General features: G+C 65.7%; 14 protein-coding genes. 5 read left to right on the forward strand and 9 right to left on the reverse strand.

The features are described 5' to 3' along the window. Positions 1–151 precede the first annotated feature (151 nt). Together htpG and J0A90_RS03850 are read right to left on the reverse strand one after the other, a co-directional pair. Positions 152–2,050 carry a molecular chaperone HtpG gene (htpG, locus tag J0A90_RS03845; RefSeq protein WP_207037020.1) on the reverse strand — a complete coding sequence of 633 codons (1,899 nt, stop codon included), beginning with the start codon at positions 2,048–2,050 and terminating at the stop codon, positions 152–154. A 114-nt stretch (positions 2,051–2,164) separates the two neighbouring features. Continuing rightward, positions 2,165–2,509, reverse strand: coding sequence for a YkvA family protein (locus J0A90_RS03850; RefSeq protein ID WP_207037018.1), 345 nt, complete (start codon positions 2,507–2,509; stop codon positions 2,165–2,167). 192 nt (positions 2,510–2,701) lie between these two features. Here J0A90_RS03850 and J0A90_RS03855 point away from each other — a divergent pair, with 192 nt between their 5' ends. Beyond that, positions 2,702–4,681 (forward strand): transglycosylase SLT domain-containing protein, encoded by a 1,980-nt coding sequence (locus J0A90_RS03855; protein WP_207037015.1) that lies wholly within the window; start codon positions 2,702–2,704, stop codon positions 4,679–4,681. A gap of 117 nt (positions 4,682–4,798) precedes the next feature. Here J0A90_RS03855 and J0A90_RS03860 read toward each other — a convergent pair whose 3' ends face one another. Both J0A90_RS03860 and J0A90_RS03865 read right to left on the reverse strand, forming a co-directional pair. Further along, entirely contained in the window at positions 4,799–5,377 is a 579-nt protein-coding gene (locus J0A90_RS03860; protein ID WP_207037014.1) for an exopolysaccharide biosynthesis protein, read from the reverse strand. A gap of 98 nt (positions 5,378–5,475) precedes the next feature. Next, the gene (locus J0A90_RS03865) at positions 5,476–5,892 is read right to left on the reverse strand and encodes a TM2 domain-containing protein (RefSeq protein ID WP_035471070.1); all 417 of its coding nucleotides are present in this window, start codon (positions 5,890–5,892) and stop codon (positions 5,476–5,478) included. 530 nt (positions 5,893–6,422) lie between these two features. Between J0A90_RS03865 and J0A90_RS03870 the strand changes: the two genes are divergently transcribed. Continuing rightward, the gene (locus tag J0A90_RS03870; protein WP_035471072.1) at positions 6,423–6,629 is read left to right on the forward strand and encodes a cold-shock protein; all 207 of its coding nucleotides are present in this window, start codon (positions 6,423–6,425) and stop codon (positions 6,627–6,629) included. 135 nt (positions 6,630–6,764) lie between these two features. Here the strand turns inward: J0A90_RS03870 and J0A90_RS03875 are convergent, their stop codons facing one another. The 4 genes from J0A90_RS03875 to J0A90_RS03890 all read right to left on the reverse strand — a co-directional run bounded on the left by J0A90_RS03875 (position 6,765) and on the right by J0A90_RS03890 (position 9,972). Then, on the reverse strand, positions 6,765–7,205 hold the full coding sequence (locus J0A90_RS03875; protein WP_207037013.1) for a nucleoside deaminase: 441 nt from the start codon (positions 7,203–7,205) through the stop codon (positions 6,765–6,767). Positions 7,206–7,430: 225 nt separating this feature from the next. After that, positions 7,431–8,351, reverse strand: a complete 921-nt coding sequence (yegS, locus tag J0A90_RS03880; RefSeq protein ID WP_207037012.1) for a lipid kinase YegS — start codon at positions 8,349–8,351, stop codon at positions 7,431–7,433. Positions 8,352–8,492: 141 nt separating this feature from the next. Next, positions 8,493–9,659, reverse strand: a complete 1,167-nt coding sequence (locus J0A90_RS03885) for a multidrug effflux MFS transporter (RefSeq protein WP_207037011.1) — start codon at positions 9,657–9,659, stop codon at positions 8,493–8,495. A gap of 109 nt (positions 9,660–9,768) precedes the next feature. Further along, positions 9,769–9,972 (reverse strand): MgtC/SapB family protein, encoded by a 204-nt coding sequence (locus J0A90_RS03890; RefSeq protein ID WP_207037010.1) that lies wholly within the window; start codon positions 9,970–9,972, stop codon positions 9,769–9,771. Between the two features lie 140 nt (positions 9,973–10,112). On the opposite strand from J0A90_RS03890, the gene J0A90_RS03895 reads away from it, so the two are divergent. The 3 genes from J0A90_RS03895 (at position 10,113) to J0A90_RS03905 (ending at position 12,351) form a co-directional block, all read left to right on the forward strand. Next, positions 10,113–10,961 (forward strand): formate/nitrite transporter family protein, encoded by an 849-nt coding sequence (locus J0A90_RS03895; protein ID WP_233076477.1) that lies wholly within the window; start codon positions 10,113–10,115, stop codon positions 10,959–10,961. 140 nt (positions 10,962–11,101) lie between these two features. Further along, positions 11,102–11,779: a hypothetical protein gene (locus J0A90_RS03900; protein ID WP_207037009.1), complete on the forward strand. Its 678-nt coding sequence runs from the start codon at positions 11,102–11,104 to the stop codon at positions 11,777–11,779. A 23-nt stretch (positions 11,780–11,802) separates the two neighbouring features. After that, complete coding sequence (locus J0A90_RS03905; protein WP_207037008.1) at positions 11,803–12,351, forward strand: FlgO family outer membrane protein; 549 nt, start codon at positions 11,803–11,805, stop codon at positions 12,349–12,351. Between the two features lie 88 nt (positions 12,352–12,439). Here the strand turns inward: J0A90_RS03905 and J0A90_RS03910 are convergent, their stop codons facing one another. Continuing rightward, on the reverse strand, positions 12,440–14,146 hold the full coding sequence (locus tag J0A90_RS03910; RefSeq protein ID WP_207037007.1) for a 2-isopropylmalate synthase: 1,707 nt from the start codon (positions 14,144–14,146) through the stop codon (positions 12,440–12,442). Positions 14,147–14,209 lie beyond the last annotated feature (63 nt).

Genomic DNA, 14,209 nt, shown 5'->3' on the forward strand with positions numbered 1-14,209 from the left:
AACAGCAATTCGCCGCCAAGTTGAGTAAATAACGTGCAAAATCGTCATTAAGGGTGTGACTTTTTCGGTCCCGAAAAGCACTCGGCCGGCCCCGAAACGGGGCCGGCCGAGCCAGCGGACGTGGCGCCGAGCGAGGTCGGCGCCGGGACGGTCAGGCGCTCAGCAGCGTGTTGAGCCGCTTGACGTAGGCCGCTGGGTCATCGAGATGACCGCCCTCGGCGATCACCGCCTGATCGAGCAGAATGCGCGACAGATCGCTGAAGCGGTCGCCGTCGGCGGACTCCAGTCGCGCTACCAGCGCATGCTCGGGGTTGAGCTCGAGGATCGGCTTGACCTCGGGCAGGGTCTGGCCTGCGGCCTCCATCAGCCGGCGCATCTGGAAGCCCATCTCGTGCTCGGGCAGCACCACGCAAGCCGGTGAATCGGTCAGCCGGTGGGTCACACGGACCTCCTGGACATCCTCGCCCAGCGCCTCCTTGACCCGCTTGACCAGATCTTCCTTGGCCTTGGCGGTCTCCTCCTGAGCCTGCTTCTCGGCCTCGTCGGCCATGTCGTCGAGGTCCAGGTCACCCTTGGCCACGTCGGCCAGCGACTTGCCGTCGAATTCGGTGAGATGGCTCATCAGCCACTCGTCGATGCGGTCGTGCAGCAGCACCACCTCGATGCCCTTCTTGCGGAAGATCTCCAGGTGCGGGCTGTGGCGCGCGGCGTTGAAGCTGTCGGCGACGATGTAGTATATCTTCTGCTGGCCCGCCTTCATGCGCTCGACGTAGTCCGCCAGCGACTGATCCTGCACGCTGCTGTCGGTGTGGGTGGTCGAGAAGCGCAGCAGCTCGGCGATCTTGTCGCGGTTGGCATAGTCCTCCGCCGGACCCTCCTTGAGCACGCTGCCGAAGGTGTTCCAGAAGGTCTGATAGGCCTCCTTGTCCTTGGCCAGCTTCTTGAGCATGTCCAGCGCGCGCTTGGTCAGCGCCGATTTCATCGAGTCGACCTGGGGCGACTTCTGCAGCAGCTCGCGCGAGACGTTGAGCGGCAGATCCTTGGAGTCGAGCACGCCCTTGACGAAACGCAGGTAGAGCGGCAGGAAGGCTTCGGCATCATCCATGATGAAGACGCGCTGGACGTAGAGCTTGAGCCCGCGCACGCCGTCACGCTGATACAGATCGAACGGCGCGCGCTCCGGCACGTAGAGCAGGCTGGTGTACTCGAGCTTGCCCTCGACCTTGTTGTGGCTCCAGGTCAGCGGGTCGCTGAAGTCATGGGCGATGTGCTTGTAGAACGCCTTGTACTCGTCGTCGCTGATCTCGGCCTTGGGCCGCACCCACAGCGCGGTCGCCTCGTTGACCGTCTCCCAGCTGACGGTCTCGCTGCCGTCGATCTCGTTGCCCTCTTCGTCACGGGCCTTCTCGACCTTGGGCATACGCACCGGCACATCGATGTGGTCGGAGTACTTGCGCACCAGATTCTTGAGGCGGAAGTCGTCGGCGAACTCCTTGGCGTCCTCCTTGAGGTGCAGCACGATCTCGGTGCCGCGCTCGGGGCGCTCGATATCGGCAATGGTGAACTCGCCCTCGCCCTTGGAGCGCCACTCGACGCCTTGCTCGCTATCGGCACGGCGGGTACGCACCACCATCTCATCGGCGACGATGAAGCCGGAGTAGAAACCGACCCCGAACTGGCCGATCAGTTTGGCGTCCTTCTGCTTCTCGCCGGAGAGCTGCTTGAGGAATTCGGCGGTGCCGCTCTTGGCGATGGTGCCGAGGTTCTGGATCACCTCGTCGCGGCTCATGCCGATGCCGGTGTCGCGCACGGTAACCGTGCCGGCGTCGGCATCGTGTTCGATCTCGATCCTGAGTTCCGGGTCCTGACCGTAGAGCGCGTCGTTCTCCAGCGCTTCGTAACGCAGCTTGTCGCAGGCGTCGGCGGCGTTGGAAATCAGCTCACGCAGGAAGATCTCCCGGTTTGAGTACAGGGAGTGGATCATCAAGTGCAACAGCTGCTTGACCTCGGTCTGGAAACCGAGCGTTTCTTCTTGAGTGGCAGTGGTCATCGGTGAGCCTCTTGACACGGTTGCGAAGTAAAAAGACCAAGGAAATGAAGACGATCAGCGATATGGGGGTGGCCGGTGGCTTTTCAACCACCGCCGTTTCAGGCCCCGCGATTCTCAGCCACCGCGCTGCGGCGCGGCGGGATCGTCGTCCCAGCCCTTCCAGCGCCGGTAGCCGTCGAGCGCGTGATCGACCCGGGTAAGCAGCCAGCCGACGATGAAAACGTCGTCGACCAGGCCGATCACCATCAGGAAGTCGGGGATCAGGTCGAGCGGCGAGACCAGATAGACCAGCGCCGCGGCCATCCAGGCGAAGGCCGCCCACGGCACCGGTCGGTAGCGCCCGCGCACCACGTCGGCGGTCATCGGGCCGAATACCCGGAAAGCCCGGCCGATACGCGCCAGCGCGCCGCCGCGCTGCTTGAGCCGCGAGAGTTGAGTCAACCAACGCCAAGGTGTCATACGCTCGGCCTCCTTGAGAAAAGCGCCGCTTATCGGGCGATGGGCAATGGCGCCCTGAGGCTATACATGGTTACGATTGTGCCTGGATTCAACGCCGGAGGCGGTGGCGCGGCCATGCCGCCCCGGCGCACGACATCCACGCTGGCGGTCTAGCCTGGCGTGAGATGCACCGACCCGACGAGAGAGTTCGCAATGCCCGCATTTCTTCAGCGTAGTCTCGGCAAGCGCCAACCCTGGCTGCGCCGCTGTTTCGCCGGTGTCCTGGGCCTGGCCCTGGCAGCCCCGGCGCTGGCCGCCACATCGAGCGACGACCTGGTGATGAAGCAGGCGCTGGACGCCGCACGCGACCAGCGCTGGGACGCCATCGATCAGGCCGCGATCCAGGATCACGTGCTCGCCGGCTACGTCGAGTATCACCGCCTGCGTGCGCGGCTGAGCACCGCTTCCGCCGCCGAGGTCAACGCCTTCATCACGCGCTACGGCGACTCGCCGCTGGCGGAATGGATGCGCGGCACGGCACAGACGCGCTTCGGTCAGCAGGGTCGCTTCGCCGACCTGCTGGCGATCAGCGACGGCGAGCCCGATGGCGCCATTCGCCAGTGCTACTACTATACCGCCCTGCTCGACCGTGACCCCGCCCGCGCCGCGGCCGGGGGCGAGGCGCTGTGGCATGTCGGTGCCTCCCAGCCGGACGCCTGCGATACCCTCTTCGCCACCCTCACCCAGCGCGGCGTGCTCACCGACGAGGACACCTGGGAGCGCATGATGCTGGCCTGGGAAAACGGCCAGAGCGGCCTGGTGAGCTACCTCGAGCGCAGCCTGGGAGATGCCTGGCAGCCCGCCATCACCCAGTTCGAACGCGTCAGCGCCAACTATGCCGCGGTCACCCAGATCCCGCAGGACCTGGGGCCCGGGAAAGGCGCCGCCGGCGCGCTGACCGCTGCCACCATGTACGCTTTCACCCGCGCCGACACCGAGGCCGCGCTGGAGGCGTGGCGCAAGATCGCGCCGCACGCCGCGCTGAGCGACGCCCAGCGTCAAAGCGTCGAGCGCGATCTGGCGTTCTACTCCATGGTTCGCGATGTCGCCAACAACCAGGGCTGGGTCGACGCCAACCTGCCGCGACTCGCCGATGCCGATCTGATCGAGCTGCGCATCCGCAATGCGGTGACTTCGGGCCATTGGCAGAACGTGGTGCGCTGGACCCAGGCGCTGCCCGCCGAGGCGCGCGGTGATGCCCACTGGCAGTACTGGCTGGGGCGCGCCCAGGCGGCACTGGGCAATGACGAGGCTGCGCGACGTGCCTATGCGAACGCGGCCAACGAGCGCAGCTTCTTCGGCTTCGCCGCCGCTGACCGTCTGGGCCAGCCCTACCATCTGCAGATGAGTGACACCCATGTCACCCCGCTACAGCAGGAGCTGACCAACATGCTGCCGGTGGTCCAGCGCACCGAGGCGCTGATGCGCATCGGCGAGGAGGGTCTGGCGCGCAGCGAGTGGTATACCGCCGCCGCCCGTGATACCGCGGAGCAGGCCGCGGCCCTGGCCGACTACGCCATCCGCCAGGGCTGGTACGCCATGGCGGTGCAGACCACCATCGCCGCCAAGCAGTGGGACGCCCTGCCGTGGCGCTTCCCGGCCGCCTATCGCGAATCCTTCCTGCACTGGGGCGAGCGCCAGCAGGTCGACCCCTTCCTGCTGATGGGCATCGCCCGCCGCGAGAGTGCCTTCAACCCCGAGGCGATGTCGCCGGTGGGCGCCCGCGGGCTAATGCAGCTGATGCCGGGGACCGCCGATCACGTGGCGCGCCAGCTCGGCATCGCCGCGCCCAGCACTAGCGAGCTGTTCCAGCCGCAGACCAATATCCGCCTCGGCAGCAGCTATATCCGCAGCATGCTGGAGCGCTATCGCGGCAATCGCATCGCCGCCACCGCGGCCTACAACGCCGGCCCCCAGCGGGTCGACCGCTGGCTCAGCAGCGCCCCGCGGGAGTTCGACCGTTTCGTCGAGAGCATTCCGTTCCGCGAAACCCGCGACTACGTGCAGGCGGTGCTCGCCTATCGGGTGATCTTCGAGAGTCTCGCCAAGCAGGGTGATACCCAGGGCGTGGCCATGCTGACGCCGGCCGAGCGCCAGGGGCGCTACGACCCGACCCTGATCGCCAGCAACTGAAACGCTGCTAGAGGTCTGAAGGAGAGTCGGCCAGGCCCTGCGACCCGCGCAGGGCCTGGCCAAAGATGGCAAGAGCACCGGGCCTGCATCGCATGGCTGTGCTCCCGAGCGCAGAGACTACAGCAGCCAGATCCCCAGCCCGAGGCCGCCGCCGAGGGTGATAAACAGCCCCGCCAGCATCATCAGGCCGTCACCGGCGGTCAGCCCCAGTGCCATCACTACGATCGCCAGCGCCGGCAGCGCGGCCGCGAATGGCAGCAGCTCCAGCGGCATCATCGACAGCCCCAGCAGGGTCATCAGCAAGGCCAGCAGGCGCTGGGTCAAGCTGCCCAGCAGCCACGTCAGGCGCGGCTGCAGCAGGCGGTCGATGCGTCGGGTCCAGGGCTTGGCCCGCGCGGCGATGCGATGCCAGCGGGCGTGACTGATGCCCCGCTGGGCAAGCCGCCGGGGCAGCCAGGGCGCGCCCCGCCCGAGCACCAGCTGGATCGCCATCAGCGCGATGAAGATCCCGCACAGGCTGGGCACCCCCGGCACGCCGCCGGTGGGCAGCAGCGCGATCAACCCCGGTATCAGCACCACCGGGCCGAAGCCGCGGGAATTGAAGGTCTCGGCGATGTCGCCGAGGGTGATGGTGTCATCCTCGACGCGCTCGTCGAGGGTGTCGAAGATAGCGGTGAGCTTCAGCCGCTCCGCCATGCGTCACCTCCCTGTGACGTTGAAACGCTTTAACTTTGAAACGCTTTAACTTTGAAACCCTGTGATGTTGAAAAGAGATGCGGCCGCACCGGCCAGGGTCAGAGACCGCGGCGCGCGTGCTTGAGCGAGATCTGGTCGTTGAGGGTCCAGAAATCGTAGAGCACGCCGAGCAGGAAGAAGCCCCCGGTCACCAGATAGAGCAGACCGGTGAGCCACTTGCCCATGTACATGCGGTGGATACCGAAGACACCCAGAAAGGTGAGCAGGATCCACGCCAGGGTGTAGCTGATCGGGCCGGCGCGGAAGCGCAGATCCGCCTGCCGATCCATGGCCGGGATCAGGAACAGATCGATCAGCCAGCCGATGCCGAGCAGCCCCAGCGTCAGAAACCATAGGGTACCGGTCACCGGCTTGCCATAATAGAAGCGGTGAGAACCGGTGAAACCGAAGATCCACAGCAGGTAGCCGATGATCTTGCTGTGAGTGTCGTTGAGTGCGACTTCGCCTCGTGCCACGGGAACAACTCCTGAACTGTCCAAACACGTATACCGCGAGCACGGCTCGCGGTGAGCGACAGCTTACCCGAGAGCCCTGCCGTCATGCACCCTGCGCTTGCCTAGCGCGCCGGCAAGGGGGTCGTGGCGGCAGACGTTCGCCAGTCGATTCCGCTAGCCTGCCGCGAGCGGTGCAATCCAATCGTCATATGCATATGGCCAACTTCTTAAAAAGGGTTAATAAAACCATACCCGGTGCCGCGATCGCCCCGGAAAAAAGGCGCGGGAGGGCTGTAGACGTGCACGTTTTTTCCATCTATGGTGCTTTAGCGGGGTATGGAGATCACTCGACCAAAGTCAAGCCGGCAATGCTTGACGGTCAGAATGACCCCCATGCATCATCCGCTGCGTAGGTTTGCAGGTAGAATGTCGTCAGTTGTCAGTCGCTCGTCGAACTCCTCTTGCGCATTCCCCCCTCGTCTTACCACGCATTTCGAGCTTCCCGTGGGGGGTGCTCGGCTTCATTACTAGGCAAGTTAAGGAAATCGACAATGGCAACCGGCACTGTCAAATGGTTCAATGACACCAAAGGCTACGGGTTCATCTCCCCCGATGACGGCGGCGATGACCTGTTCGCACACTTCTCCGAAATTCAGGCAGAAGGCTTCAAGACCCTGCAAGACGGCCAGAAGGTCACCTTCGACGTCACCCAGGGCAAGAAAGGCCTTCAGGCCGCCAACATCAAGGTCAGCGGCTGAGTTAGCCCGCCCTTGAGAAGAAAGCCCACCTTAGCGGTGGGCTTTTTTATGCACGTCGTTTGCGTAGACGCCGAGCTCACCGGCAGCGCATTTCTGGACACCCTTTCATGCCGGTGTCGCCGGGCGCCGGCCGCCTCAGCTCTCGCCGATATCTTCGTTCCAGACCTCGGGGTGAGCGTCGATGAAGCGCGCCATCAGCTCGCGGCAGCTGGCGTCGTCGAGCACCTCCACCTCGACGCCACGTTCGCGCAACAGCGCCTCCTCGCCGAGGAAGGTGCGGTTCTCCCCCACCACCACCCGTGGAATGCCGTAGAGCAGGATCGCCCCGCTGCACATCGAACACGGCGACAGCGTGGTGTAGAGCACACTGTTGCGATAGACGCTGGCGGGCTGCCGCCCGGCGTTCTCCAGCGCGTCCATCTCGCCGTGCAGCACGGCGCTGCCGCGCTGCTGACGCTGATTGTGGCCGCGCCCGATGATACGCCCTTCGTGCACCAGCACCGAGCCGATCGGCACGCCGCCCTCTTCCAGACCCAGACGCGCCTGCTCGATAGCCGCCTGCATGAAGTCATCCATATCGTGCTCTCCTGATAGCTGGGGCCAATGATCGCTCAGTCATCTCTTGGAACGCCTTTCACAACCATCAGACGACGTGGGCCTATCCGGTGGCAGGGCGTCGCGAGGGCGCTGTGAACCCCTCCCTGGGCGCTACCTTTGCCATCCCTGGCAAAGGACCCTCGCTTTGCCCTGCCCCCGGCGCCCATCGTCAGATGGGGTTGGAAATGGGCTATTAGGCATCGCTCAGTCATCTCTCAACAACGGGCAGCGTGACGGCACCACCAGCGGCAGCGCCTCACCTTCGAGCGAGGCGCGGAAGCGGCGATAGCGGCGCGGCTCACCATCGAGGTTGAGCGGGAAAGCCCCGTCACTGTCGAACTCCACCCAAGGCACCCGCAGATAGCGGACGAACTCTCCGTCGTTGGGCAGATTCTCCAGCTCGTCGATGATGCGCTTGAGTTCGCCGAGCGAGCTGAAGTGGCGCACGAACAGCAGCTCCAGCAGGCCATCGTCGATCCGGGCCGAAGGCGCCAGCCGCTGGCCGCCGCCGGCCTGGGCACCATTGCCGATCGCCAGCATGAACAGCGGCACCCGCGCCTCACCCTTGGGCCAGCGCAGATGCCCCTCGAACGGCTGGTAGTTCCACGCCTTGAGCATGCCCATCAGCGAGTAGGCACCGCCGCCGAGCAGACGCTTGAGCGCGACCGGTGTGGAGGTGGTGATCTCGGCACCGAAGCCCCCGGAGGCAACGTTGATGAACGCCTCGTCGTCGAGCATGCCGACATCCACGCGTCGGGTATCGCCGGTCAGCGCCAGCTCGAGCGCAGCCGCCGGGGTCATCGGTAGCTCGAGACCATGGGCGAAGTCGTTGGCACTGCCCAGCGGCAGAATACCCAGCGCGGGACGCTGCTCGGCCGGATGGCGCATCAGCCCGGCGACGGTCTCGTTGATCGAGCCATCGCCGCCGCCGGCGACCACCCGGGAGGCGCCCGCCGCCACCGCTTCGTCGACCAGCCGGGTACCGTCACCCCCCTCCCAGGTGACGCGCACCGAAAGCTCGTGCCCCCGCTCACGCAGCGACGTCACCGCGCTGCGGATCTCTGGCTGCTGCGCGGACTTGCCGTTGAGTATCAACCACGTAGTGCCCTCGCCATGACTGGCCATACCGATCGAATCCTTTCCTTGGGGCGACGCTAGCGCCGCACCTTGTTCTTCCGCTGTCACCGCAATGCAGTCTAGCAGCCCGCCGCGGCAACGGCTGCTCGCCGTGGCGACGCCAGGCCGCTATGAGCTGCCTCGCCGCCCTCAACCCCAACGCCGCGCCAGGCACCACAGCAGCAGCCCGCCGCCGGTGCACAGCGCAGTGAGCGTGAACTGAGGCGCCAGCGGCGTCATCAGCGCCAGGGTGGCGACGATCGCCCCGCCGCCGAGCTGAATCGCCCCGAGCAACGCGGCGGCGGTGCCGGCGCGCTCCGGAAACGGCTCCAGCGCCAGGCTGGCCGCGGAGCCCAATATCATCGAGAAGCCCACCGACAGCAGTGCCACTGGCGCCATGAAAGTGGCCACCGAGAGCGCCACGCCCAGATAGAGCGCGGTGATCAACAGCCCCCCACCCATTACCACCAGCAGCCCGCGCTGCACCGTGGCTTGGCGCCCCCAGCGATGCATCAGGCGTGGCACGAAGAAGAACGCCAAGGTGCTCACCAGCGCGTTGGCGCCGAACCACAGGCTGAATACCCACTCGGGCTGGCCCAGCCGCCCCATCACGATCACCGGCGCAGCCGAAACGTAGACCAGAATCGCCGCCATCATCGTGCTCACCAACAGCGCATAATAGAGGAAGCGCGGGTGGGCGAGCACCGGACGATAGCGTGACCAGCGGTAGAGCCTGCGCTCGATCGGGGTATCGGCAGGCCGCGTCTCGCCGAAGCGCCACCAGGCACCGAGGCAGAGCAGCGCGGCGAACCCCATCATGAAAGCGAAGTTACTGCGCCAGCCGAAGGCTACGGTGAGCGCGCCACCGATCACCGGGGCGAGCGAGGGCACAAGCGTCAGCGAGCCGTTCAAATAGCTATAGAGCTTGGCCCCGGTCTCCGGCGGGTAGCTGTCACGTACCGACGCGAAAGCCACTGTGACCGTAGCGCAGGCGCCCAGCCCCTGCAGCACGCGGGCGGCGTAGAGCCACTCCAGGGTCGCCGCGCCGAGCCCCATCAGGGCGCCGGCGAAATAGGTCAGGGCGCCGCCGAGCAGCACCGGTCGGCGGCCGAAACGGTCGGCCAGCGGCCCCACCAGAACCTGTCCGACGCCCACGCTGAGCAAAAACAGCGTGATGGTCACCTGGAGCGCAGCAAACGGACGCTCGAACTCGCGCGCCATCGCAGTCAAGGCAGGCAGGTAGATATCGATGGCCAAGGGCGACAGCATGACTGCGCCCATCAGCACCCAAAACGGCGGACGTCCTCTGCCCTGCATCGCAACCTCGTCATCCCGGCAAGAGCGCCCACTCTAGCTGCTAGCACGAGGATGACAAGCATTCTCGTCGCCGCCCGACGGCGAGCGCGGGGTGGGCCGGAGATGACACTCAGCTGTCGCCGGCGGATGCCGGCTGAAACTCGCACAGCGTCGACAGACCGCGCAGATGCACCCTCAGCCGCCCCAGGCGGTCACCGGCGCGGGTGCGAAGCCCCGCCGGTCGGCCATGGAAGGTGCGCTCCAGGCCAATCGGGCTGCCTACCAGCCAGGCCATGCCCGGGTAGGTCAGAATGGTCGCGCTGACTGCCGACATTCGTGGCTATCTCCCTGTCTCATTTACCGCTATCGTTTCAACATCAGACACGTTCCAGCATGACCGCCGTCGTAGCCACGACTAGTTCGCGCGCGGCGGTCATGCCGTGCGTCCCGTCCATCGCTCGGAAGGATCCGACCTTGAACAAGCCCAACGACCTGACCCCGCCCAGCCGCGTCCGCGATGAACAGGAGGAGCACGACCTGCAGCTCGATGGCGACAATCTTCCCTCCCGCGCCGCCGCGGTCCACGAGAAGATCCGCGAAGAGGGCGAGAAGGAGCTCAACCGCACCGTCTCCGCGCTGGCGTGGTCAGCGGTGGCCGCCGGCCTGTCGATGAGCTTCTCGATGCTCGCCAAGGGGCTGCTGCGGGCCCATCTGCCGGATACCGACGTCGGCTTCCTGGTCGAGTCGTTCGGCTACACCATCGGCTTTCTGGTGGTGATCATGGCGCGCCAGCAGCTGTTCACCGAGAATACCGTCACCGCGGTACTGCCCGCGATGAGCCAGCCGCGCCTAAGCAAGTTTTTGTGTCTGCTGCGGCTATGGGGCGTGGTGCTGCTCGGCAACCTGGTCGGGGTGGCGATCTCGGCCTGGGCGATCCTCGCCCTGCCGATCTTCTCCGCCGAGACCCATCAGGCGTTTCTCACCCTGGGCGAGCATATCCTGGAGAACACGCCGATGCAGATGTTCGCCAAGGGCATCGTCGCCGGGTGGATGATCGCCACCATGGTGTGGCTGCTGCCCAGCGCCGGCAGCGCCAAGATCTGGGTGATCCTGATCGTCACCTACCTGGTGGCGATCGGCGAGTTCACCCATATCATCGTCGGCTCCACCGAGGTGATGTATCTGGTCTTCTCCGGCCACGCCGGCTGGTCCGAGTACCTCTTCCACTTCGGCCTGCCGACGCTGCTGGGCAACGTCTTCGGCGGCACCTTCATCTTCGCGCTGATCAGTCATGCGCAGATCCGCAGCGACGGCGAACGCTAGACAGCCACCAGAGGGCGCAAACCCTCGCCCTGGAAACGATTTTCCCCCGGCCGCGCTCAAGCCGAGCGCGTGCCCGCCGATACTTTCCGAAAGCCCCATACACCAAGACGCCGCGGCGATCGGACAGGAACTCTCTACACATGTCATTGAAACCTTGGGTGCTGCTCTGCGGCCTGCCGCTACTGAGCGGCTGCTTCGGCGTCAACACCTCCCAGGCCCCGCTGGCCACCACCTACCCGGCGACCACCCAGCAGCGCATGCAGGCCGCCTATCACTGGGAGGTGCTGGCGCGCCACGAGGCCAAGGCCATCATGGCCGACCGCCGGCTCGACCGGCGCGCGCTCTATCTCAAGCCCCCGGAGACCGAAACCGCTTTCAGCCGCGGCTTTCGCTCGCTGCTGACCAGCGAGCTGGTGAAACAGGGTGCTACGGTCAGGACCAGCGATCTCGGCGCGGCCACCGTCACCTTCGACGTGCAGGTCGTGACGCACCGGGATCGCCAGCCGATCCGTCCTCCCCAGGGCGCGCTGACCGCGCTGGCGGCGGGCATCGCGGTGGCGACGATTCCGTTCAACCAGTGGTACGAACCCTCGCTGGCGCTGATTCCCGCCGCCGGGCTGGTCGACTTGTTCAGCGGCAGCTGGACCTCGGAGAGCGACGAAGAGGTGATCATCACCGTGCAGGCCGACGAGTATCAGACCCTGCTCTACTCCTCCTCCAATCTCTACTACATCAACCCCGGCGATAGCGGCCAGTATGGCCGTGCGCCGGCCGCCACCGCCGAGCGGGGCCAGCTCAAGGTATCGTCACAATGGTAAGGCGCAGCACAGGGAGTTCCGCAATGTCCGTATCCGGCTGCGCTCGGCTTTGGCTGCTGGTGCTGGTGCTGGCGGCACTGGCAGGCTGCTCGATGCTCGACCCCAACGGCCGCCCGCACCAGCCGACCACGCTGGAGCGGGTCGACGCGGCGGCCAAGGCACTGGTCGAGAACAGCCGCGGGCGGCTCGATGACGGCGCACCGCTGGTCGCCACCACCTTCGTCGACGTCGACCACCTGGGGCAATCCTCGACCCTGGGCCGCACCCTGAGCGAGATGTTCGTCTCGCGGCTGGTCGAATCGGGTATGCAGGTGATCGAGGTCAAGCTGCGCAACAGCCTCTACATCGAAGAGAACACCGGCGAACTGATCCTGTCGCGCAACGTGCAGCGGCTGAGTCAGGACTACGATGCCAGCGCGGTGCTGGTGGGCACCTACGCCCAGGCCCAGGATCGGCTGTTCGTCAACGCTCGGGTGGTACGTATCGCCGATCGCGCCATCCTCGGCGCGACCAGCTTCGAGCTGCCGCTCAACAACGACCTGCGCACGCTGCTGCCGCCCAACTACCCCTGAACCGAGCTCACCGCGAGACGACCTCGACAACGCAGAAGGGCGCCCAGTGGGCGCCCTTCTCGTCTTGCGTCGTGGATGTCGGTGACGTTCAGTCGACGGTGGTCGCGCGGGCCTCGGTGCTCTGCGGCGCGCCCTGGGCCTCGGCCAGGTTGATCCCGGAGAGGATCGCCTTGAGCGAGGCACTGACAGTATCGCTGTCCTCGGCCACCGCGCAGATACGCTGACCGCCGACATTGAGCTGGACGAAGGCGATGGCATTGGCGTCGCTGTCGCCGCCCAGCGAGTGCTCGCTGTAGTCGATGATCCCCACGCTGGTACCGGTATGACGCTGCCAGGCATCGGTGAAGGAGGACATCGCACCGTTGCCCTTGCCCGACAGGCGCAGGGTCTCGGCACCCTGCCACAGGGTCACCTCGATGCCCTCTTCCTGCCCCTTGGAGAGACGGTAGTCGGCCAGCGACAGCGGCGCTTCGCGCTGGAAGTTGTCGAACATCACCTGGCGAATGATCTCGCTGGAGAGCTCGCTGGCGCGCACTTCGCTCTCCTTCTGCACGTACGGCGCCAGCGCCAGCATCATCCAGCGCGGCAGGCTGATGCCGTAGTCGCGCTCGAGCAGGAACGCCATCCCGCCCTTGCCGGACTGACTGTTGACGCGGATCACCGCCTGGTAGTCGCGGCCGATGTCGCGCGGGTCGATGGGCAGATAGGCCACCTGCCACGGCTCATCGGGGCGCTGCTTCTTGAGCGACTTGCGGATGGCATCCTGGTGGCTGCCGGAGAAGGCGGTGTAGACCATCTCGCCGACCCAGGGGTGGCGCGGATGCATCGCGATACCGGTGCACTCCTGCACCACCTGGATGATCTCGTCCGGGTTGGAGAGATCGAGCTCGGGGTCGATCCCCTGGCTGTAGAGGTTCATCGCCAGGGTGACGATATCCATGTTGCCGGTGCGCTCGCCGTTGCCCAGCAGGGTCCCCTCGACGCGTTCGGCACCCGCCAGCAGCGCGAGCTCGGCGGAGGCCGCGGCACCACCACGGTCATTATGAGTGTGCACCGAGATGATCACGCTGTCGCGATTCTTGATGTGCTGGCAGAAGTACTCGATCTGATCGGCGTGGTGGTGCGGTCCAGCGACTTCGACCGTGGTCGGCAGGTTGAGGATACACTTGTTGTCCGGGGTCGGCTGCCAGACATCCATCACCGCCTCGCAGATCTCCAGCGAGAAGTCGATCTCGGTGCTGGAGAAGCTCTCCGGCGTGTACTCGAAGCACCACTCGATCTGCGGATAGCGCGCAGCGTAGGTCTTGACCCAGGTCGCCCCCTGCACGGCGATATCGACGATCCCTGCGCGGTCCATCTCGAACACCCGCTCGCGCTGGGTGGTGGAGGTGGAGTTGTAGAGGTGGACGATCGCCCGTTTGGCGCCGACCAGCGACTCGAAGGTCTTCTCGATCAGGTGTTCGCGGCACTGCACCAGCACGGCGATGGTGACGTCCTCGGGGATCTGATCCTCTTCGATCAGCCAGCGCACGAAGTCGTAGTCAGGCTGGCTCGCCGAGGGGAAGCCGACCATCACCTCCTTGATCCCGACCTTGACGATCTGGTGCCAGAAACGCTGCTTCTGGGCCACGCTCATCGGCTCGAGCAGGGCCTGGTTGCCATCGCGTAGGTCTTCGCTGACCCAGATCGGGGCGTGATCGAGATCACGATCCGGCCACTGGCGGTCGAAGGCGGGTACCCGGGGAGCCGGGCGGTATTTTCTGTGATCGAAGGCGCGATGATCGAAGGCAGACATGGCAACCATCCTGACGAGGTAAATAGAGCCGACGGATTGTGGGGCGCGCCGTGGGCGCGAGCC

Source organism: Salinicola sp. DM10 (assembly GCF_017306975.2).
Lineage (GTDB): Bacteria > Pseudomonadota > Gammaproteobacteria > Pseudomonadales > Halomonadaceae > Salinicola.

What these genes read in the sequence shown, in the direction of transcription:
- htpG (WP_207037020.1), bottom strand. Translation starts at nt 2,050, where the DNA reads ATGACCACTGCCACTCAAGAAGAAACGCTCGGTTTCCAGACCGAGGTC.
- J0A90_RS03850 (WP_207037018.1), bottom strand. Translation starts at nt 2,509, where the DNA reads ATGACACCTTGGCGTTGGTTGACTCAACTCTCGCGGCTCAAGCAGCGC.
- J0A90_RS03855 (WP_207037015.1), top strand. Translation starts at nt 2,702, where the DNA reads ATGCCCGCATTTCTTCAGCGTAGTCTCGGCAAGCGCCAACCCTGGCTG.
- J0A90_RS03860 (WP_207037014.1), bottom strand. Translation starts at nt 5,377, where the DNA reads ATGGCGGAGCGGCTGAAGCTCACCGCTATCTTCGACACCCTCGACGAG.
- J0A90_RS03870 (WP_035471072.1), top strand. Translation starts at nt 6,423, where the DNA reads ATGGCAACCGGCACTGTCAAATGGTTCAATGACACCAAAGGCTACGGG.
- J0A90_RS03875 (WP_207037013.1), bottom strand. Translation starts at nt 7,205, where the DNA reads ATGGATGACTTCATGCAGGCGGCTATCGAGCAGGCGCGTCTGGGTCTG.
- yegS (WP_207037012.1), bottom strand. Translation starts at nt 8,351, where the DNA reads ATGGCCAGTCATGGCGAGGGCACTACGTGGTTGATACTCAACGGCAAG.
- J0A90_RS03885 (WP_207037011.1), bottom strand. Translation starts at nt 9,659, where the DNA reads ATGCAGGGCAGAGGACGTCCGCCGTTTTGGGTGCTGATGGGCGCAGTC.
- J0A90_RS03890 (WP_207037010.1), bottom strand. Translation starts at nt 9,972, where the DNA reads ATGTCGGCAGTCAGCGCGACCATTCTGACCTACCCGGGCATGGCCTGG.
- J0A90_RS03900 (WP_207037009.1), top strand. Translation starts at nt 11,102, where the DNA reads ATGTCATTGAAACCTTGGGTGCTGCTCTGCGGCCTGCCGCTACTGAGC.
- J0A90_RS03905 (WP_207037008.1), top strand. Translation starts at nt 11,803, where the DNA reads ATGTCCGTATCCGGCTGCGCTCGGCTTTGGCTGCTGGTGCTGGTGCTG.
- J0A90_RS03910 (WP_207037007.1), bottom strand. Translation starts at nt 14,146, where the DNA reads ATGTCTGCCTTCGATCATCGCGCCTTCGATCACAGAAAATACCGCCCG.